The organism is Aquabacterium sp., assembly GCF_036273115.1.
GTDB lineage: Bacteria > Pseudomonadota > Gammaproteobacteria > Burkholderiales > Burkholderiaceae_C > Aquabacterium.
This window is the reverse complement of record NZ_DASUIN010000029.1, coordinates 21,065-39,275: the sequence shown is the minus strand read 5'-3', so window position 1 is coordinate 39,275 and position 18,211 is coordinate 21,065. Positions and strand designations below refer to the sequence as shown.

The 18,211-nt window shown below is 60.1% G+C and carries 20 protein-coding genes; 14 read left to right on the top strand and 6 right to left on the bottom strand.

Annotated features, from left to right (window positions below; genetic code table 11):
- Positions 1-150 precede the first annotated feature (150 nt).
- From VFW72_RS13185 to VFW72_RS13175, 3 genes are all read right to left on the bottom strand, one after another.
- Positions 151-1,335: an acetyl-CoA C-acyltransferase family protein gene (locus VFW72_RS13185; protein ID WP_329674764.1), complete on the bottom strand. Its 1,185-nt coding sequence runs from the start codon at positions 1,333-1,335 to the stop codon at positions 151-153.
- 117 nt (positions 1,336-1,452) lie between these two features.
- A complete protein-coding gene (locus VFW72_RS13180; protein WP_329674763.1) occupies positions 1,453-2,031 on the bottom strand; it encodes a PEP-CTERM sorting domain-containing protein in 579 nt (192 codons plus the stop codon).
- Positions 2,032-2,234: 203 nt separating this feature from the next.
- Positions 2,235-3,182 (bottom strand): LysR family transcriptional regulator, encoded by a 948-nt coding sequence (locus VFW72_RS13175; RefSeq protein WP_329674762.1) that lies wholly within the window; start codon positions 3,180-3,182, stop codon positions 2,235-2,237.
- Positions 3,183-3,292: 110 nt separating this feature from the next.
- On the opposite strand from VFW72_RS13175, the gene VFW72_RS13170 reads away from it, so the two are divergent.
- The 11 genes from VFW72_RS13170 to VFW72_RS13120 all read left to right on the top strand — a co-directional run bounded on the left by VFW72_RS13170 (position 3,293) and on the right by VFW72_RS13120 (position 12,488).
- Positions 3,293-4,762, top strand: a complete 1,470-nt coding sequence (locus VFW72_RS13170; RefSeq protein ID WP_329674761.1) for a form I ribulose bisphosphate carboxylase large subunit — start codon at positions 3,293-3,295, stop codon at positions 4,760-4,762.
- A 12-nt stretch (positions 4,763-4,774) separates the two neighbouring features.
- Positions 4,775-5,236, top strand: coding sequence for a ribulose bisphosphate carboxylase small subunit (locus tag VFW72_RS13165; protein ID WP_329674760.1), 462 nt, complete (start codon positions 4,775-4,777; stop codon positions 5,234-5,236).
- Positions 5,237-5,259: 23 nt separating this feature from the next.
- Positions 5,260-6,246 carry a CbbX protein gene (gene cbbX / locus VFW72_RS13160; RefSeq protein WP_414638806.1) on the top strand — a complete coding sequence of 329 codons (987 nt, stop codon included), beginning with the start codon at positions 5,260-5,262 and terminating at the stop codon, positions 6,244-6,246.
- Positions 6,243-7,316, top strand: coding sequence for a class 1 fructose-bisphosphatase (locus tag VFW72_RS13155; protein ID WP_329674759.1), 1,074 nt, complete (start codon positions 6,243-6,245; stop codon positions 7,314-7,316). The genes cbbX and VFW72_RS13155 overlap by 4 nt, the downstream gene beginning before the upstream one ends.
- Positions 7,317-7,327: 11 nt before the next feature.
- Positions 7,328-8,203, top strand: a complete 876-nt coding sequence (locus VFW72_RS13150) for a phosphoribulokinase (protein WP_329674758.1) — start codon at positions 7,328-7,330, stop codon at positions 8,201-8,203.
- Positions 8,204-8,220: 17 nt separating this feature from the next.
- A complete protein-coding gene (gph, locus tag VFW72_RS13145; protein WP_329674757.1) occupies positions 8,221-8,931 on the top strand; it encodes a phosphoglycolate phosphatase in 711 nt (236 codons plus the stop codon).
- A gap of 15 nt (positions 8,932-8,946) precedes the next feature.
- The gene (locus VFW72_RS13140; RefSeq protein ID WP_329674756.1) at positions 8,947-9,546 is read left to right on the top strand and encodes a thioredoxin family protein; all 600 of its coding nucleotides are present in this window, start codon (positions 8,947-8,949) and stop codon (positions 9,544-9,546) included.
- Positions 9,547-9,823: 277 nt separating this feature from the next.
- Positions 9,824-10,108 carry a hypothetical protein gene (locus VFW72_RS13135; RefSeq protein ID WP_329674755.1) on the top strand — a complete coding sequence of 95 codons (285 nt, stop codon included), beginning with the start codon at positions 9,824-9,826 and terminating at the stop codon, positions 10,106-10,108.
- Positions 10,105-10,800, top strand: a complete 696-nt coding sequence (locus VFW72_RS13130) for a hypothetical protein (RefSeq protein WP_329674754.1) — start codon at positions 10,105-10,107, stop codon at positions 10,798-10,800. The genes VFW72_RS13135 and VFW72_RS13130 overlap by 4 nt, the downstream gene beginning before the upstream one ends.
- Positions 10,801-10,805: 5 nt before the next feature.
- Positions 10,806-11,789, top strand: a complete 984-nt coding sequence (locus VFW72_RS13125; RefSeq protein ID WP_329674753.1) for a DUF3365 domain-containing protein — start codon at positions 10,806-10,808, stop codon at positions 11,787-11,789.
- A gap of 102 nt (positions 11,790-11,891) precedes the next feature.
- Complete coding sequence (locus tag VFW72_RS13120; RefSeq protein ID WP_329674752.1) at positions 11,892-12,488, top strand: PEP-CTERM sorting domain-containing protein; 597 nt, start codon at positions 11,892-11,894, stop codon at positions 12,486-12,488.
- 82 nt (positions 12,489-12,570) lie between these two features.
- On the opposite strand, the gene VFW72_RS13115 is transcribed toward VFW72_RS13120, so the two are convergent.
- The 3 genes from VFW72_RS13115 to VFW72_RS13105 all read right to left on the bottom strand — a co-directional run bounded on the left by VFW72_RS13115 (position 12,571) and on the right by VFW72_RS13105 (position 16,091).
- Entirely contained in the window at positions 12,571-13,920 is a 1,350-nt protein-coding gene (locus VFW72_RS13115; protein ID WP_329674751.1) for a sigma-54 dependent transcriptional regulator, read from the bottom strand.
- A 9-nt stretch (positions 13,921-13,929) separates the two neighbouring features.
- Positions 13,930-15,168, bottom strand: a complete 1,239-nt coding sequence (locus tag VFW72_RS13110; RefSeq protein ID WP_414638805.1) for an acetate kinase — start codon at positions 15,166-15,168, stop codon at positions 13,930-13,932.
- 494 nt (positions 15,169-15,662) lie between these two features.
- The gene (locus VFW72_RS13105) at positions 15,663-16,091 is read right to left on the bottom strand and encodes a hypothetical protein (RefSeq protein ID WP_329674749.1); all 429 of its coding nucleotides are present in this window, start codon (positions 16,089-16,091) and stop codon (positions 15,663-15,665) included.
- Here VFW72_RS13105 and VFW72_RS13100 point away from each other — a divergent pair.
- Genes VFW72_RS13100 through VFW72_RS13090 form a run of 3 tightly spaced genes read left to right on the top strand, consistent with a single transcriptional unit; the run spans position 16,078 to position 18,029 of the window.
- The gene (locus VFW72_RS13100) at positions 16,078-16,917 is read left to right on the top strand and encodes a hypothetical protein (RefSeq protein ID WP_329674748.1); all 840 of its coding nucleotides are present in this window, start codon (positions 16,078-16,080) and stop codon (positions 16,915-16,917) included. The two genes, VFW72_RS13105 and VFW72_RS13100, sit on opposite strands and share 14 nt — an antisense overlap.
- Positions 16,918-16,958: 41 nt before the next feature.
- Entirely contained in the window at positions 16,959-17,330 is a 372-nt protein-coding gene (locus VFW72_RS13095) for a hypothetical protein (protein ID WP_329674747.1), read from the top strand.
- A 27-nt stretch (positions 17,331-17,357) separates the two neighbouring features.
- Positions 17,358-18,029, top strand: coding sequence for a C39 family peptidase (locus VFW72_RS13090; protein WP_329674746.1), 672 nt, complete (start codon positions 17,358-17,360; stop codon positions 18,027-18,029).
- Positions 18,030-18,211: the final 182 nt, after the last annotated feature.

Below are 18,211 nucleotides of genomic sequence, written 5' to 3'. Positions count from 1 at the left end.
GGAGGCCTTCAATCTGCCAGTCCGAAAACCTGATTCATTTCCCCCTCGGAATATTCAAAATTTGAAATTCGTCATATTGAACCGGGTCTGATCTGAAAATAAAAAAGCCCGACTGAGTCGGGCTTTCAGTGGCGCGATAAATGAAACCGCTTACACGCGCTCGATGATCAGCGCAATCCCTTGGCCGCCGCCGATGCACATCGTGATCAGGGCGTAACGGCCATTGATGCGTTGCAGTTCGTAAATGGCCTTGGTGACCAGGATGGCGCCGGTGGCACCCACGGGGTGACCCAGGGAGATGCCGGAACCGTTGGGGTTGGTCTTGTCAGCAGGGAAGCCCATTTCCTTGGACACGGCGCAAGCCTGAGCTGCGAAAGCTTCGTTGGACTCGATCACGTCCAGGTCGGCCACCGTCAGGCCGGCCTTGGCCAGAGCGGCCTTCGAGGCAGGCACGGGGCCGATGCCCATGTACTCGGGCTCCACGCCGGCATGGCCGTAAGCCACCAGACGGGCCAGGGGCTTCAGGCCCAGTGCCTTGGCTTTTTCGGCCGATGCCATCACCACAGCGGCGGCGCCGTCGTTCAGGGTGGAGGCGTTGCCGGCGGTCACGGTGCCTTCTTCCTTCTTGAAGGCTGGCTTCATCTTAGCCAGGGTGTCGACGCTGGTGTCAGCCTTCACGCCTTCATCGGTGTCGAACAGCACGACGCCTTTGCGGGTCTTGATTTCCACGGGGACGATCTGGTCCTTGAAGATGCCCGCGGCGATGGCCTTGGCAGCGCGAGCCTGTGATTCGGCAGCGTAGGCGTCTTGTTGTTCGCGGGTGATGTCGTAGCGAGCAGCCACGTTTTCAGCGGTGATGCCCATGTGGATGTGCATGCGGGGATCGTGCAGGGCACCCAGCATGTAGTCCAGCATCTTCACGTCGCCCATGCGAGCGCCCCAGCGGTTGGAGGTGACCAGGTAGGCGCCACGGCTCATCGACTCAGCGCCAGCGCCCACGGCCACGTCGCAGTCGCCCAACAGGATCGACTGGGCTGCCGACACGATGGCCTGCAGACCCGAACCGCACAGACGGTTCACGTTGAAAGCGGGAGCTTCCTGAGGCACGCCAGCATTCAGCGAGGCCACGCGGCTGATGTAAGCATCTTGCGGCACGGAAGGGATCACGTGACCCATGACCACGTGGCCGACGTCCTTGGGTTGTACGCCGGCACGCTCCAGCGCGGTCTTGATGACCAGGGCGCCCAGATCGGCGGGAGGAACATCCTTGAGCGAGCCACCGAAAGAGCCAATGGCGGTACGGGCTGCGCCCACGAAGACGACTTCACGAGTCATGAGTAGATCCTTTTGAGATACCAGGGGAGGACAGGTTGGAGCTCGGAATTCTAAAACGCATAAAAAAACCCGCAGGCTTTCGCTTGCGGGTTTCGGCGTTCAGGAAGAACGACGGGATCAGGCAGCAGCGCTTTGGCGGCGGCGAGCCAGAACGCCGGTCACGGCAACACCAGCCAGCAACATGGCCAGTGCTTCAGGCTCGGGCACGGCGGGGGTGGCGGTGCCGACGGCGGTGAAGCGCTCTTGCGCCCAGTCACCTTGTACCCAGTAGCCGTACTTGATTGGAGCAGTCAGTTTGGTGGCCACGTCGAAAGCGAAGGCGTACTTGCCGCCCACTTCAAAAGTGGCAGTCGCGGGCCAGCCTTCATTGTGGAAAGCGACGAAATAACCGTCAGCTTGACCAGGCAAGCCCCAGGAACCACCGGCTGTGCCTTGGTTGTAGGACTTGTTGAAGCCGCTGTCGGTCGCGTTGTTGAACGACTGGTTGCCTTCTGTGTAGAAGTTGATGAAGTACAGGGGCAGGGTGTCGGTGTTGGTGACTTCCAGCAGGTAGTTCCAGCTGTTGTCAGCATTCTGGGTCGCAGTTTCCACCACGCTGATCTTGGAGTCGTAGGTCCAAGTGACGGTGGCTTGTGCTGACAGAGCCAGGGTAGCGGCGGCGGCCAGCAGGGTGGTCTTGAGTGCTTGCTTCAACATGATTGTTCTCTGTCGATAGAGTTCGAATGATTTCATTGTGAACCGTGACGCATGGCACGAATACCCCTAATACACACCCCTAACCCCCCGGTTTGGGTGGAGTATTTTCTGAATTGCCGCAATATGAAAATATGCCTTGGGGTTAATCCGATCGACCGTGACACGCAGCCCTGAGGGGCTGTGGGCGCCTCATGAAGGCTGGATCACGAGGAACTTGCGGCCGTACCAATCAGCAAGCCGTCGCGGGCCAGAAGCCAACGTTCGGCATGCTCGATCAGGTAGTAGCGAAACGCTTCTGCCGCGGGGGAGAGGACCTTGGATGCTTCGTTCACGATGTTCCAGGTTCGCATGATCGGGGTCCCCTCGAACTCCACCTGGTGCAACAGGCCGTGTCTGAGTTCGGTGGCGACGGCATGCAGGGACAAAAGGGCGATGCCCATGCCCGCAATCACCGAAGATTTGATGGCTTCGCTGCTGGCCACCTCCATGGCGATGATGGGAGAGAGGCGCCGCTCACGCAGGTATTTGTCGAGCACATAGCGCACCTCGGAGCCCGGTTCGCGCGCAATCAAGGGGTAGTGCACCAGCGCCTGCAGAGGCGGGTGCCCTACCCCCAGCAGTGGATGCCCTGGCGGGCAGACAAAGACCATGGGGTGCCCTGCAAAGGGTTCGGATCGCAAGGCATAGTCCTTTGGTGGCCTGCCGGTCACAGCCAGGTCGACCTCGTTGGCTTGCATGCGCTTGACCAGGGTATCGAGGTCTTTGGCCACGTCCAGTCGCACATCCACCCCAGGGTGTTCCCGCTGAAACTGGGCCAGCAATGCCGGCATGAAGTAGCCCGCTGTGCTGATCATGCCAATGGTCAACACACCGGTTTCCACGCGCTTGAAGCGGGCCATCACGTTCTCGGCGTCCTTCAGGGTAGACAGCAAGCGCTTGGCGTAGACGAGGAAATATTCGCCCGCCATCGTGAGCGAAATCTGGCGGCCTTGCCTCTCGAACAAGGGCAGGCCAACGTAGTTTTCGAGCTCCTTGACCTGCATGGTCACCGCGGGCGGGGTGAGGTGCAAGGACTCGGCTGCGCGGCTGAAGCTCAACTGTCGAGCCACCTCCGTGAAGACCCTCAACTGCCGAAAAGTCACGCGCTTCATTAAGCAATGCCTTAACTGATTGCTAAGAAATATTGAATTTACCTGATGTGAGTGGCGCCCTACATTGGTTTCAACCCCCTTGTGTTGAACCCAGTTAAACAGGATTCGTCATGAACATGCCAGTGGAGAACGGTGTCATCACCGACGCGAAGAAGCGCTACAGCGCAGGTGTCCTGAAGTACCGTCAGATGGGTTATTGGGATTCGGACTACCAGCCCAAAGACACCGACGTGATCTGCCTGTTCCGGATCACGCCACAAGAGGGGGTGGACCCCATTGAAGCGGCCGCGGCCGTGGCCGGTGAGTCGTCTACCGCCACCTGGACTGTGGTGTGGACCGACCGTCTGACCGCCTGCGACAGCTACCGCGCCAAGGCTTACAAGGTGGAAGAAGTGCCCAACAACCCGGGTCAGTATTTCGCCTGGGTGGCTTACGACCTGATCCTGTTTGAAGAGGGCTCGATCGCCAACATGACGGCCAGCCTGATTGGCAACGTGTTCAGCTTCAAGCCGCTCAAAGCCTGCCGCTTGGAAGACATTCGCATTCCCGTGGCCTATGTCAAAACTTTCAAGGGGCCTCCCACCGGTTTGGTGGTCGAGCGCGAGCGCCTGGACAAATATGGCCGCCCCTTGCTGGGGGCCACCACGAAACCCAAGCTGGGCCTGTCGGGGCGCAACTATGGCCGCGTGGTGTACGAAGGCCTCAAGGGTGGCCTGGACTTCATGAAAGACGACGAGAACATCAACTCGCAGCCTTTCATGCATTGGCGTGACCGCTTCTTGTTTGTGATGGATGCGGTCAACAAGGCCAGCGCCATGACCGGGGAGGTCAAGGGCAGCTACCTGAACATCACCGGCGCCACCATGGAAGACATGTACGAGCGCGCCGAGTTTGCCAAGGAGTTGGGCTCAGTCATCATCATGGTGGACTTGGTGGTGGGCTGGACGGCGATTCAGTCCATGGCCAACTGGTGCCGCAAGAACGACATGATCATGCACATGCACCGTGCGGGGCATGGCACCTACACCCGCCAGAAGACCCACGGCGTCAGCTTCCGGGTCATTGCCAAGTGGCTGCGTCTGGCCGGTTGCGACCACCTGCACTGCGGCACCGCTGTGGGCAAGCTGGAAGGTGACCCCATGACCGTGCAGGGCTACTACAACGTGTGTCGCGAGAGTGTGACGCAGCAGGATCTGGCCCGCGGCGTGTTCTTTGAGCAAGACTGGGCCGATTTGAAAAAGGTCATGCCGGTGGCGTCTGGCGGCATCCACGCTGGGCAAATGCACCAGCTCATCGACCTGTTCGGCGACGATGTGGTGCTGCAATTTGGCGGCGGCACCATTGGCCACCCACAGGGCATCCAGGCGGGCGCTGTGGCCAACCGTGTCGCGTTGGAGTGCATGGTCAAGGCGCGCAACGAAGGTCGCAACATTCGCGAAGAAGGCCCGGCGATCTTGCAAAAGGCCGCGCGCTTCTGTTCTCCCCTGCAACAAGCCTTGGACACCTGGGGTGACATCACCTTCAACTATGCGTCCACCGATACGTCTGACTTTGCCGTGACCCCCTCTGTGGGCCTGTAAGGAGATCACATCATGATGACCAACCCAACCGGTCGTTTGACCCAAGGCCAGTTCTCGTTCCTGCCTGACTTGACCGACGAGGAAATCGCCCTGCAGGTGGACTATGGCCTGCGCAAGGGCTACGCCTGGAGCGTGGAATACACCGACGACCCCCATCCCCGCAACACCTACTGGGAGATGTACGGCGCGCCCATGTTCGACCTGCGCGATGCCGCCGGCGTGGTGCAGGAAATGCGAGCCTGTCGCGAGACCTTTCCCAAGCACTACGTGCGCTTGCTGGCGTTCGACTCCACTCGCGGCGTGGAAACCATTGCCATGAGCTTCATCGTGCACCGGCCGCCTACCGAGCCTGGCTTCACGCTTGAGCGTCAGGAAGTGAATGGCCGTTCCATGCGCTACGCCATTCGTTCCTACTCTGCTGACGAGCCCGAGGGCGAGCGCTACCAGCGCCGCAGCATGGGCATGCGCGACTGACCCAACACGGAAGGAGATTGGCCGTGACTGCTCCGTTGTATCGCATTCCTGGCGCATCGGTTCACACGGCTGACCAGGTTCAGTCTGTCGAAGCGCCACAGGTGAATCCACCCCAAACCGTAGCCGATGTCCTGGCGCAAAGCCAGGTGGAGTCGGTGATGGACGATTTGGATCGCGAGTTGATTGGCCTGGTGCCGGTCAAATCCCGCATCCGCGACATTGCTGCGTTGCTGGTGATCGACAAGCTGCGGGCGGCCTATGGGCTGAATGCGCAGAACCCATCACTGCACATGTGCTTCACCGGCAACCCAGGTACCGGCAAAACCACCGTGGCCTTGCGCATGGCCGAGATCCTGCACAGGCTGGGCTACATCCGCAAAGGCCATCTGGTTGCCGTGACCCGTGATGACCTGGTCGGGCAATACATTGGGCATACGGCGCCCAAGACCAAGGAAGTGCTCAAAAAGGCCATGGGTGGTGTGCTGTTCATTGACGAGGCCTACTACCTGTACCGGCCCGAGAACGAACGCGACTATGGCCAAGAAGCCATCGAGATCCTGCTGCAGGTGATGGAAAACCAGCGCGATGACCTGGTGGTGATCCTGGCGGGCTACAAAGACCGCATGGACACCTTCTTTCAGTCCAATCCCGGGATGTCTTCCCGCATCGCGCACCACCTCGACTTCCCCGATTACGACGTGGGGGAGTTGTTGAGTATTGCCGACAAGATGCTTGCGCAACAGCAGTATCAATTTGGGCCGGGCGCACGACTGGCGTTTGACGATTATTTGAACCGCCGCTTGCAGCAGCCGCACTTTGCCAATGCACGCAGTGTGCGCAACGCACTCGACAGGGCTCGGTTGAGGCAGGCCAGTCGCTTGTTCGCAGACCGCCAACGCGAACTCAGCTTGGCCGATCTCAGCACCATTGAGCCGCGCGACATCCTGGCCAGCCGCTTGTTTCACGCTCAAGCGCAACCCGATCCCATCCCAACGCAGAGGACAGCATGATCGAACTGGAAGCCGCCCTGGCCGCCAACCTGGCCGATGCCCACCCCGATGTGCAGCGTGTTTTGATCGACACCTTGAGTGTGATGGCGCAAGCCTGTGCTCGCATTGGCGAGATTGCCTCGCAAGGCATGCTGGCTCAGGCCCATGGCTGGGCCGGTACACACAACTCCCAGGGTGAGCAGCAAAAGCGTCTGGATTTGCTGGCCGACGATTGCATGCGTGACGCCCTGACTGCGTGCCCTCACGTCGCGGGGTGGGCCAGCGAGGAATTGGAAAACGCACAAGCCTCGCCCCACCATGGGCAAACAGGCCCTTTGCTGGTGGTGTATGACCCCTTGGACGGGTCCTCCAACATTGAAGCCAATATTTCCATCGGCACCATCTTTTCCATCTTGCCGCATCGCTACCGCGGAGCCAACCCTGGCGATGCCGACTTCATGCAACCCGGCCATCAACAGGTGGCGGCAGGGTATGTGCTGTACGGGCCCGCCACGCTGATGGTGCTGACCTGCCGGCGCGGTGTCTTGGTCTTCACACTCGACAAACGTGCAGGCATGGAATCGGCTCGCTGGGTGCTGACGCAGGATCAGGTGAGCATTCCAATTGCCACCCGCGAATTCGCCATCAACGCGTCGAATCAACGATTCTGGGAAAAACCCATTCAGCGTTACATCGCCGAATGTGTGGCGGGTGAAAACGGCCCACGCATGAAAGACTTCAACATGCGTTGGGTGGCTTCCATGGTGGCCGAGGTGCATCGCATCATGACCCGTGGTGGTGTCTTCCTGTACCCCCGAGACACGCGTGAACCGATCAAGCCGGGGCGCTTGCGACTGATGTATGAAGCTGCGCCCATGGCTTTGCTGGTGCAAGAAGCCGGAGGGCGAGCGGTGAACGGCACCAGCGAGTTGCTGGACCTGATCCCCGATGTGCTGCACCAGAAGGTGCCGGTCATTCTGGGCTCGAAAGACGAGATCGATCGCATCGTCAACTACCACGCCGACCCGCATGAAAACGTGTCCTGGCAGTTGTTCAAGACCCGATCCCTGTTCGTGCAACCGCAAGCTTGAGGGACTTTGCCATGTCCAGACGCCACCCCATTATCGTGGTCACCGGCTCCAGCGGTGCCGGCACCAGTACAGTCAAAAGTACGTTTGACACCATCTTTCGCCGAGAAGGGGTGAGGGCTGCCGTGATTGAAGGCGATGCCTTTCACCGCTACAACCGCGTGGAGATGAAATCGCGCATGGCTCAGGCCGAAGCCCTGGGGCACTCCATGAGTCACTTTGGGCCTGAGGCCAATGAGTGGGAGGAGCTGGAGCAGCAGTTCCGGGCCTATGGCGAAACCGGGCGCTGCCGCACGCGCTACTACCTGCACAACGACGAAGAAGCCCAGCCCTATGGGCAGCCTGCCGGCACCTTCACGTCGTGGCAAGACACACCCGTGGACACCGATTTGCTTTTCTACGAAGGTCTGCACGGTTGTGTCAAAACCGATGAGGTGAACCTGGCTCGACACGTGGACTTGAAGATCGGTGTGGTGCCCATCATCAATCTGGAGTGGATCCAGAAAATTCATCGTGACACCAAATCGCGTGGCTATTCGAAAGAGGCGGTGGCCGACACCATCTTGCGCCGCATGCATGACTACGTGCATTACATCTGCCCGCAGTTTGGCGAAACCGACATCAACTTTCAGCGTGTGCCGGTCGTGGATACCTCCAACCCCTTCATCGCTCGCGACATTCCGTCTGCGGGCGAGAGCATGACCGTGATTCGTTTCAAGAACCCTCGCGGTATCGACTTCCCCTACCTGCTGTCGATGATTGGCGATTCGTTCATGTCGCGTGCCAACACGATTGTGGTGCCAGGAGGCAAGATGGACCTGGCCATGCAACTCATCCTCACCCCCATGATCTTGCGTTTGATGGAGATCCGTCGGGCGCAGATGCAATGAGCCAAGAGAGGCGCCAGATGATTCAAGCCATCACCTTTGATCTGGACGGCACTTTGGTGGACACCGCCAGTGAGATTGCCGAAGCGGCCAACCGCACCTTGCGGCAACTCGACTTGCCCACGCGTTCGCTGGCGGAGGTCACGGGCCACATCGGCCATGGCACCCGAGAGTTGATGCTGGGCTTGTTGCGGCAGGCAACTCAGGCCGCGCGAGATGCGGCGCAGCCCGGAGAGTTCGACCGCGTCACGGCGCTCGACATCGAACAAGTCATGCCCCTTTTTGAGCGCCACTATGGCGACACAACCGGCACCACGGCTGAACTCTACGCGGGTGTTCGGGAAGGGTTGGACCAGTTACGTGAGGCCGGCATCCGCATGGCTTGTGTCACCAACAAGGAATTCCGCTTTGCCGTGAAGGTATTGGAGGCCACCGACCTGGCCACTTACTTCCCGATTGTCATAGGTGGCGATTCGCTGCCCCAGAAGAAACCCGATCCTGCGGTCATTCGATATTGCCTGGATGCGTTAAATGTGAACCAATGGGGTGCCGCACACCTTGGCGATTCAGGCATTGATGTGATGACCGCTCGGCGCGCGGGGGTGGCCGCATGGGCTGTGCCCTATGGCTACAACGGCGGGCAGCCGATCGAACTGGCTCAACCCGATCATGTGTTTGCTTCCCTGGCTGATGTGGCGCGCCATGTGTTGGCGCAGCGCATGGCCGCCTGACGTGAGGAGACCAAGATGGCCGTGACGACACCGATTGCCGATGTGGGCTGGAAAGCCGAACCTTTCCGTTTGAAGGGCGTGGACGGGCGCATGCATAGCCTGCGGGAGCTGGCTGGCCCTCGAGGAACGCTGGTCATGTTCATCTGCAATCACTGCCCGTATGTGCAGGCCGTCTTGCCCCGCATCATTCGTGATGTGCGTGAACTGCTGCCGCTGGGGGTGCATGCGATTGCGATCAACCCGAACGATGAGCACAGTCACGCCGACGATAGCTTCGAGCGCATGAAAGCGGTGTCAAAGGAGTGGCTGTTTCCCTTCCACTACCTGCACGACACCACTCAGAGCGTGGCCCGCGCCTACGATGCGGTTTGCACGCCTGACTTCTACGGCTTCGATGCCGATCTGCGCTTGCAATACCGCGGCCGATTGGATGCGTCACGAAAGGAAGCAGCGCCAGACGATGCGGAGCGAGAACTGTTTGATGCCATGCGCCTGATCGCCCACTATGGGTATGGCCCAGGCGAGCAGCACCCGAGCATGGGGTGCTCGATCAAATGGAAGCCACTGCCCCAGCCACAGGGCGACGAAGACATGGATTGGCAGATGGCGATGTGACGCCAGCCCGCAGAGCCAGATCAGCCGAGTCAAGCTAGACAGAGACATGACGACACCAGGTCGCCATGTCTCCGCTCCTCCCTAGCTATCCCGTGATGACAGCAAACTTGTACGCAAAAATTCGATTGCAGTTGCAAAACTGCAGTTTTGACAATGTTAGTGCAGTTTTGTTTATCTCGAACGGCTTCAGACCCCTCGATCAAGGGGCAAGCTTGGCTAAACTTCGGCACCAGGAGCGCAGCAGCTTGCTCCAGCAGTAAACAAGGGTTGTGTGTCGATGGATGTCGCTGTTTTTGGCATGGATTGGGCGGAGTTCCTGCGCTCGTTGAAGGGGGGGACCATCAGCCAGCCTTTCCTCGTGCGTGAGTCCGAGGCCGGCCAGAAGCCGGAGTGGTACCTCTACGCCGTCAGCCCGCGCACCCTGGTTCAGGTCCTCACAGTCAAGAAGAAGCCGCGTTCGTGGCGCACCGTGGATGGGGCCCTGGCAGACCTGGAGCGCGATTACGGTGAACTGCCCCCCGTCACCGTGTACGGCTCAGTCGATACGGTTGCCCTGACATGAGCAAAGCGCCTGCGCTGCAGGTGGTTCGTTCCCTGCGCACTTCCAGTCCAGCCGCGCTCAGCCGCCCGGTCGTTGTGGTGACGACCGAACCCGTGCTGTTTGAGCCGGCGCTGGCGCCTTACCTGGGGCGCGAGGTGTTCCTGTTCGATCAGGGCGAGCCAGCCTTGGATCAACTCGCAAAGCTGGCTTACGGAGCGGGCCTGTTTCTGGCCGACTTTCGTGCTTTGCCTGACCGCTGGACTGGCCAGAAATTTCTGAAATACATTCGCGACCGCCGCGAGTTCGACGCCGTTGAAGTCTGGCTGATGGCCGACCAGTGGCAGCAGCCCCAAGAGCAGTGGATCGTCAAGTGTGGCGGGCAAGGTTTCGTCAAGCGCCAGGCCGACGCGGTTCAGGCGCGTGTACTGGGGGAAAGCCACCAGCGCACCGCAGACGAGCGCGATCGCGCTGGACCGGACAGCATCGTCACTGCTGCCGGTGACCCCTGGATGGAGGCAGTGAATCAGGTTTTCAAACGCTTTGCTGGCGCGTTGGGCGCACGCTTGCTGACGATGCAGTCGCTGGAAGCCATGGAGAGCCGTGGGCAGGGAGACCGCCACTTTTACGTGTCTGACTTGTCGTCTCGACTGATGAACCCTGGGCGGCAATCTGAATTCCTGCTCGCATTGAAGCAGGCGGGGCTGATCGAATGAAGCCCATGCGTCGTTTCCGTCGGCTCAAGATCATCCACCAAGCGTGGCTGATCACGATCTTGATTGTGGCGGCCGTGGTCAGCTGCTTCCTGTTTTGGGCTGCTGACAATGCTCGCAAAGCTGAGCTTGCACACTCCCGAACGGTGGCTGACATGGCCGACAGCCTGCGCCAGCTTGTCGCGCGCAACGGTGGCATCTATGTACGGCGCCAGGCCGATGAAGACTTGGGCAAGGTGGGGCGTTATCTGTCTGAATATGTGGCCGAGCCCAATCCGGGCGAGCCTGTCGATCAGCCGTTTCACGTGTTTCACCAGAAGAACCCGTTTCTGGCTTTAGCCGACTACTCTGCTGAAGTGCAGCAGTCTCCCGCTGCAGCGAAGTTCCGGCTCACCAGCGACAACATGATGAACCCGGCCAACCAGCCCGACCTGTTCGATCTGCAGGCGCTGGGCGTGATGCGTGAAACCGGTGTTTCGGAGTACTGGCAGGTCAAGGGCGAAGTGCTGCGCTATGCCCGGGCCTTGCGGGCTGACAAGACATGCCTGGCCTGCCATGGTCGCCCTGAAGATGCACCCGCCGTGGTGCGCTCGAAGTACAAGGCGCCAGATGGTGGTCGCAAAGGGGGGGGCTATGGCTACACCTTGGGCGAGGTCGTCGGGGTGACGTCGGTCACGGTGCCGCACACGGGTTTCGTGACCTTGCTGGTGCAGCAGTCCTGGGGCTTCTGGATTTCGATTGCGGTGATCCTGACCCTGATTGCCTTTGTGTTCATGCAGTTGATGCGCGGTGTGGTCAAGCCGCTCATGCGTTTGTCGCGTTATGCCGAAGACATCGCCCATACCGATGACCTTTGCAGTGTGCGACAGCCCGTTTTCGATGCGGATGAATCGAGCAGTCGCAATGAAATTCACCAGCAGCTGTTTGCGTTGAAAGCTTTGCATGAGTCGATGAGGTCGGCCGTGGATCACATCACGCGGCATGGTCGGTGAGGCGGATGTCAGTGATCGCTGCTGCCGCGTGCAGTGTTAGGGATGGCGCCTGGCATGCCCATCGATATAGTTGATTCATTCAGACAACCTCAGGAGTGAATCATGTTCAAACGATGGGTTTCCATGGCGTCGATGTGCATCGCATCGCTGACCGCAGCGCCGGCGATGGCACAGTCTTACGACTTCTCCAACTTTGCGATTGATGGGGAAAACTTCCATGGTGTCACCCTGGGAAACATGACCCTCAATTCTGAAAATGGCACGCTGTTCTACACCTCGAACTATGGCGGAGGTCTTGTCGACGGTGGTGCGGGCACGAGTGACATCACGCTGACCTTTTCCAGCCCGATCACTTCGATCTCGGTGCGGGCCGGCGATGGCGCCGGTGATCTGGATGCCTTTGGGCTGATCGCCTACGCCTTTGGCACCAACGCCTTGTTGGGGTCGGTCTACTCTCCGCAGTTTGGCGGGCCAGCTGAACCAGAGTGGTTTACCTTGTCGCTGTCTGGTTTGGGTGCAATTGGCCGAGTGGTGATTGACCCTTGCAACAGTGGCATGTGCCCAGGTACTGTCAAGGAAATTGGTGGTGTGGCGATCACCGATATCAACGTGACGGCTGTGCCTGAGCCTGGTGCCTACGCAATGCTCCTGGCCGGTATGGCTGTGGTGGGGGCGATGCGTCGTCGACGTCAAGCCTGATTGGCTCCGCGCGTTTCTTCGAAAGGCCACTGCATTCAGTGGCCTTTTTTCATCGAGGCAGGAACAGGGGATGCCATGGGGATCAGGTCTGACTGGTGCGGGTGTCGAGTCCGTGCTTGTCGATCAGCCGATACAAGGTCATGCGCGAGATGCCCAGTTCGCGTGCCGCGTGTGTGATGTTGCGATCGACGCGGCCAAGTGTCAGGGCGATCACATCGCGTTCAGCCGTGGTTCGGGCGGCCTCCAGTCCGACATGGACTTCCAGGGTGGGCGAAATCAAACCAAGATCCTCTGAGGAAATCAGTTTCTGGTCGGTCATGATGAGGGCTCGCTGAACGCGATTCGACAACTCTCTGATGTTGCCTGGCCACCGATGCGCCATCATGGCGCGCATGGCCTCCTGCTTGAATCCCTCGAGCCGATGCTGTGGCGTTTGCTGTAGCCCGCGTTGCAAAAAATGCTGGGCCAGTTGTGGCACATCCTCGATGCGCTCGCGCAAGGCGGGCACCTTGATGGGCAGGACGTTGAGCCGGTAGAACAGGTCTTCTCGGAAGCGACCGTCGGCCACGGCTTGGGTCAGGTCGACGTGCGTGGCCGCTACGACGCGAACGTCAACTTGAATGCTTCGTGTTGCCCCGACCCGTTGAATCGAACGCTCTTGCAGGAAGCGCAGCAAATTGGTTTGCAGCGCCAGAGGCAGATCGGCGATTTCGTCCAGGAAGATGGTGCCGCCATTGGCTTCCTCGATCAGGCCGCGTTTGCAGGTGTTGGCACCAGTGAATGCGCCGCGCTCGTGCCCAAATAGCTCCGACTGGATCAGGGTGGGCGCGATGGCGCCGCAGTTGACCGCAACAAACGGCCCCGCTGCTCTCCGTGAGCAGCGATGCACCGCGGCAGCGGTCAATTCCTTGCCTGTGCCGCTTTCTCCGCCAATCAGTACGGGCACGTCGGTGGGGGCGACTTTCCTGATGTGACTCCTCAAGTGTTCGATGGCCGGGCTCTGACCAACCATTCCGAGGTCGATCGCTTGAGTGCTTGCGTCATTGCGCTGCCGTAACTCAGTACGGCACAAGGCATGTTGCAGGGTCAGATTGACCTCCGACCAGCAAACAGGGCAGGTGTGATAGTCGAACAGGTAGGTGAGTATCAACTCGCGAACCTCTGGCGAGTCCAGGGCCTGGGGATGAAAAACGCCAACCCATTCCAGAGTGGGGGGCTGTCTCAAGAAGGTCTCCAGGGCATGAAGATCCTGGCTGGACGGCATGGTTTTCAGAAAAATCAGACCGACCTTGATTTCCTGTTGGGCGATGATGCGACGTGCGGTCGCCTGGTCCGATGCCGCGAAGCACCGCCACCCGAGTGCCTGCAGGGGGTGCGATTCAGCCGGCAAGACCAGATCAAGCTCGACGCAAAGCAACTTGCGCGAATCCATGAGCAGCTTTCAGAACGATTTAGGGATGCGGATGCTGATGCTGAGGTCGGGGGTGTCGCGGGTCAGGCCCGCTCCGACGGACAAGTTCAGGCTCGTCTTATCGCTGTACCGATAGGCATAGCCGAGCAGCAGGCTCGCCAATTGGGTTCGAACCGAACCTGCCACCACCTCGCCGTTCTGGCGGGTGGTGGCGACCGAGTTCAGTTCGACGCCCATGCTGTACGAGGCGCGATCATTCAGAGCCATGCCCATGCCAAAGTTCAGCCCGATGACCCCGCCGGGTTGGATGTCGCCCAGGAACTCTCGTTCGCCTGACAGCACTTCGCGGCTGATGTGTTGGCGCTTGAAGTTGTAGGTGTAGCTGGCGCCGCCGAAGAACACGGCCGGGTCGGAGGGGAAGAGCCAGGTCAGGGCTGGCTGGATGGAGTAGAAGCCTGATCCGGTGGGCAGGTCGCGCGGCAAGCCGGTCCCCGATGTCGCTCCCGTGCAGCGCGTGGCGCAGTCGGTGACCACCTCGAAGGGGTCTTTGCCCGAGCGCGATTTGGCTCGCAGTGAGCCGATCAAATAGGGCACGGTCGCGCTGCCCTGATTGAGTTGGTAGCGCAGCGCGAGCTCAATGTCGCCCAGCGCCTGACCCTTGCTGGAAAAGGCCGTATCGGTGGAGGCGCCGCCACCGTACTCCCGGCTGATGGTGGAGTCAGAACGGTAGACATAAGGCACACGGGCTTCGATCTCGAGTCGATTGCTGAGTCCGTAGCGGCCCGTTAACGCAGCCGTGACGGTATTGCGTTTGACCTCGCGCACATCGACCAAGCCAATGAGCAAGGCCGGAATGATGGTGTAGCCCACCAATGCCACCCGGTTGCTGGACGCGTAGAGATATTGCAAAGAGGGCTCCAGCACGAATTGTCCCTTTGGCGTGAGGATGCCTGGCTGCTCGAACAACGGAGCCACGGCCGGGGGGGCAGTCGACTCTTGGGGGCGAGCCATGTTTACTCGGCGTGGCCCCTCATCAGGCGGGGGGCGTTGGCCCGAGGGCTGGCGCGATTCCTGCTGAGCTTCCACGGCTTGCTTCAAGGCCTGGAGCTGGCGGGCTTGTTCGGCCAGTTGCTGTTGCAATTGTTCGAGTTGTGTGGCCGAGGATGGCCCAGGTGGGGCGTCGGGTTGAGCCCGCGCGATTGGCGCGGCGCATGGGCCCCAGGCAGTGCAGGCGAGAAGCAACAACCTTCGGGAACTTGGCTTGCTCATGATGCCCTTCCTCGTTGACTGTCCCTTGTTGTTCAGGACTTGGTCTGAAGGTCTGTAGCGTAGGCATCAGGACCCCTGTGGCGCAATAGGCATACATGTAACATCATGTAACCTAGGGGTAACGGCTCGCAGTGTCACAAGTCTGTGGCAACTCGCCGCAGCGGGCCTCAGGGGCTTGATCGTGGGACTGACACGCATGGCACTGTCACATCGAGATGACAGCTGTCTTGCATGTGTTCGCCCGGAATCGCCCATGGATAAAGGGTGTCAGACCGGATACGAGGCAAATGGGTGTCTTGAGCCTGTGACGTTTCCGCCGCTTCTTGGTCCGTCGCTTGTCCTCGTTTCCAAGGCCGAATGTTGGATGGGATGGGCTCTCCCTGGCGTCGCGTTGTTGGGCCGGATGGTTCGCTGGATGTGGCATGGAATCTGCCTTGTGGGTCCTCGATTTGCGGACACGCAACTCACCCACCTTGCTCTTTCAATCAATGCAGTCAACCCACGGAGAGGCTCATGAAAAAGACACTTCTGGCATCAACCATTGCCCTTTGTTTTGGCTTCAGCGCGTCGGCCATCGGAGCTGAAAATGCGACGACACAAACCACTGGTGGAGGCGACAACACGAGCAACAGTACGAATACGAAGACCGACACCACCACGTCGACCAGCACCGCTACCAACACCAACACGGACTCCAGCACGCACACGCACAACAACACGCGGACGAAGACCGATACCACGACAACCACCACCACCGATACGCAGACCGAAAACAGCACCAACAAGAATTCGGGTGATGCGGTCTCGAACGGTGCTCGCTCTGCTGCGATGAACAATGGCTCGACCGGGACGTTTGACAATGCGTTCAACAAGAGCACGATCACAACGAGCAGCACTCTCAGCGGCACGGTGTCAAACAACAACGTGTATGGCTTCGGTAACAGTGCCACCAATTCCGGATCGGCCTCGGGTGGTTCCGGCAAGGGCGGTCGCGGCGGTGATGGCTATGGCGGCAAAGCCATGGGCATGGCCTCGGGCGGTGACGCCTCAGGCGGTGCTGGCGCTGCGGGCGGCAACGGTGGCAAAGCCAGCAATGGTGACGCCACCAATGGCAGTGCGTCGAACTCGGGTGCGACTGCAGGTGCCGGAGGCCATGGCAAAGGCGGGTCGGCCAATGGGGACAACACCGCTGGTGCCGCACGGGCTAACGGGGCAGCCGGTGGGGCCACTGGCAATGGGGGCAATGCATCGGCCACGGCTGGGGCGGTCATGCCGCCTGTCGCTGGATCGGCTTCAGCCACGGGTGGTGCCAGTGGCGCCGGTGGTGCTGGCGGAACGGGTGGGACTGCATCCAGCGATGGCGGCAGCAGTACGCGTACCGCAGCAGCCGGCACAGGTGCCGCGGGTGGTAGCGCCAGCAATGGCGATGCCACCAATGGCAGTGCCACCAATGGCAGCAACACCGGCGGGGCGGGTGGTTCCGGTGGCAATGGCGCATCGGGCACGGCCGGTGCTGGCAATGGCGGTAACAACACCGCGCAAGGTGGTGTGGGTGGTGCAGGCCAAGGTGGCACGGGCGGCGCTGGGGGCACCAACACTGTGACGGCGGGCGCGTTTAGCTTGGCCAACACGATGACCAATGTGGGCCAGTCGGCGGCGGGCATCATGCTGGTCTCGCAAAACAGTGGTGCGGCGGCATTGGTGCAGCAAAGCGTGAACGTTCAATCGTCATTGGGTGTAGGCAAGTAAGCCCGCGGCTGTCATTCAATCCACTTGCGAAGGGACTCATCATGAAACCCATCGTTATGGCAGGGGGAGTCTGCATGGCGGTCGTCATCGTGTTCCCGGTTCAGTCGTGGGGTGAGGCGCTACCCGTTGCCTCACCTGACACAGAGGTCAAGCCCATCTTTGCCAGCCCGTTTGGCAAGCCGGTTGATTCGACTCAGCTGAATCAACATCGAGGTGGCAGTGACCTGGTGCAAAACGACATGAAGCTGGTCGGCCGAACGGTAGGCAACTCTGCTACCGATGTGTCGACCGGTTCCAATGCCATCAGTGCCGGGGCATTTGCCAACATGAGTGGGCTGCCGTTGGTGATCCAGAACTCTGGCGCCAATGTGCTCATTCAGAACGCGGTGATCCTGCATGTGCAGATGAATTGAGTTGGGGGGGCGGGTATGCGTAGTCGGATGCTGTCATCGTTGCTGTGTTCAACCGTCGCGGCTTCGACCTGGGGGCAAGGTGTGTACCTGCCGTCTCTGGGTGGAGGCAGTGTGGCTGTTCCCGTCACCAGCGTCCAGGCTGCCCGGCTCGCCTCGACCATTCGTCAGCAATACGACTTCAGTTGTGGGTCGGCAGCGGTGGCCACGCTGCTGACCCACCATTACGGCTTCCCTGTGTCCGAGCAGGATGTGTTCGAGCAGATGTACCAACGTGGCGATCAGCCCAAGATCCAACGGGAAGGCTTCTCCATGTACGACATGAAGCTCTTTTTGCAAGAACTGGGCTTCGAGGCTGATGGATTCGAACAATCCCTCGACAAGCTGGCCGAGGCCAAGGTGCCCGCGATTGTCTTGATCAACGAGCATGGCTACAACCACTTTGTTGTCATCAAAGGTCTGAAAGATGATCGGGTGTTGCTGGGGGATCCTGCCAGCGGAACACGGGCGGTGCCACGTGAGGAGTTCGATGTCAGTTGGCCGAATCGACTCTTGTTCGTCATTCACAACCGAATGGAACAGGCTCGCTTCAACCTGGCATCAGACTGGCGCGCGGCCCCTTATGCACCTTTGGCCTCAGGCGTCAGCCGTGGCGGGCTGGATGTGGTCACCATGCCTCGCAATGGGCCAGGAGACTTCTGATGAGTGCGAGTCGATGCGCGCCAGAACCAATATGGCACGTTCTTTGTCGTGTGAGGCATGGTTGTTTACTCGCCGCGGCGTTTTCGTGCGCGGGTTCGAGTTGGGGCCAGGCTTCGGCAGCCCCCGAAGATCTTTGGCAGACAGTCAGCGATCACCAGCTTGATGACCTGCGTGGTGGTTTT

Bases quoted from the DNA above. Each gene is read 5' to 3' on its own strand.
- VFW72_RS13185 (WP_329674764.1), bottom strand. From the start codon at position 1,335: ATGACTCGTGAAGTCGTCTTCGTGGGCGCAGCCCGTACCGCCATTGGC.
- VFW72_RS13180 (WP_329674763.1), bottom strand. From the start codon at position 2,031: ATGTTGAAGCAAGCACTCAAGACCACCCTGCTGGCCGCCGCCGCTACC.
- VFW72_RS13175 (WP_329674762.1), bottom strand. From the start codon at position 3,182: ATGAAGCGCGTGACTTTTCGGCAGTTGAGGGTCTTCACGGAGGTGGCT.
- VFW72_RS13170 (WP_329674761.1), top strand. From the start codon at position 3,293: ATGAACATGCCAGTGGAGAACGGTGTCATCACCGACGCGAAGAAGCGC.
- VFW72_RS13165 (WP_329674760.1), top strand. From the start codon at position 4,775: ATGATGACCAACCCAACCGGTCGTTTGACCCAAGGCCAGTTCTCGTTC.
- VFW72_RS13155 (WP_329674759.1), top strand. From the start codon at position 6,243: ATGATCGAACTGGAAGCCGCCCTGGCCGCCAACCTGGCCGATGCCCAC.
- VFW72_RS13150 (WP_329674758.1), top strand. From the start codon at position 7,328: ATGTCCAGACGCCACCCCATTATCGTGGTCACCGGCTCCAGCGGTGCC.
- gph (WP_329674757.1), top strand. From the start codon at position 8,221: ATGATTCAAGCCATCACCTTTGATCTGGACGGCACTTTGGTGGACACC.
- VFW72_RS13140 (WP_329674756.1), top strand. From the start codon at position 8,947: ATGGCCGTGACGACACCGATTGCCGATGTGGGCTGGAAAGCCGAACCT.
- VFW72_RS13135 (WP_329674755.1), top strand. From the start codon at position 9,824: ATGGATGTCGCTGTTTTTGGCATGGATTGGGCGGAGTTCCTGCGCTCG.
- VFW72_RS13130 (WP_329674754.1), top strand. From the start codon at position 10,105: ATGAGCAAAGCGCCTGCGCTGCAGGTGGTTCGTTCCCTGCGCACTTCC.
- VFW72_RS13125 (WP_329674753.1), top strand. From the start codon at position 10,806: ATGCGTCGTTTCCGTCGGCTCAAGATCATCCACCAAGCGTGGCTGATC.
- VFW72_RS13120 (WP_329674752.1), top strand. From the start codon at position 11,892: ATGTTCAAACGATGGGTTTCCATGGCGTCGATGTGCATCGCATCGCTG.
- VFW72_RS13115 (WP_329674751.1), bottom strand. From the start codon at position 13,920: ATGGATTCGCGCAAGTTGCTTTGCGTCGAGCTTGATCTGGTCTTGCCG.
- VFW72_RS13110 (WP_414638805.1), bottom strand. From the start codon at position 15,168: ATGAGCAAGCCAAGTTCCCGAAGGTTGTTGCTTCTCGCCTGCACTGCC.
- VFW72_RS13095 (WP_329674747.1), top strand. From the start codon at position 16,959: ATGAAACCCATCGTTATGGCAGGGGGAGTCTGCATGGCGGTCGTCATC.
- VFW72_RS13090 (WP_329674746.1), top strand. From the start codon at position 17,358: ATGCTGTCATCGTTGCTGTGTTCAACCGTCGCGGCTTCGACCTGGGGG.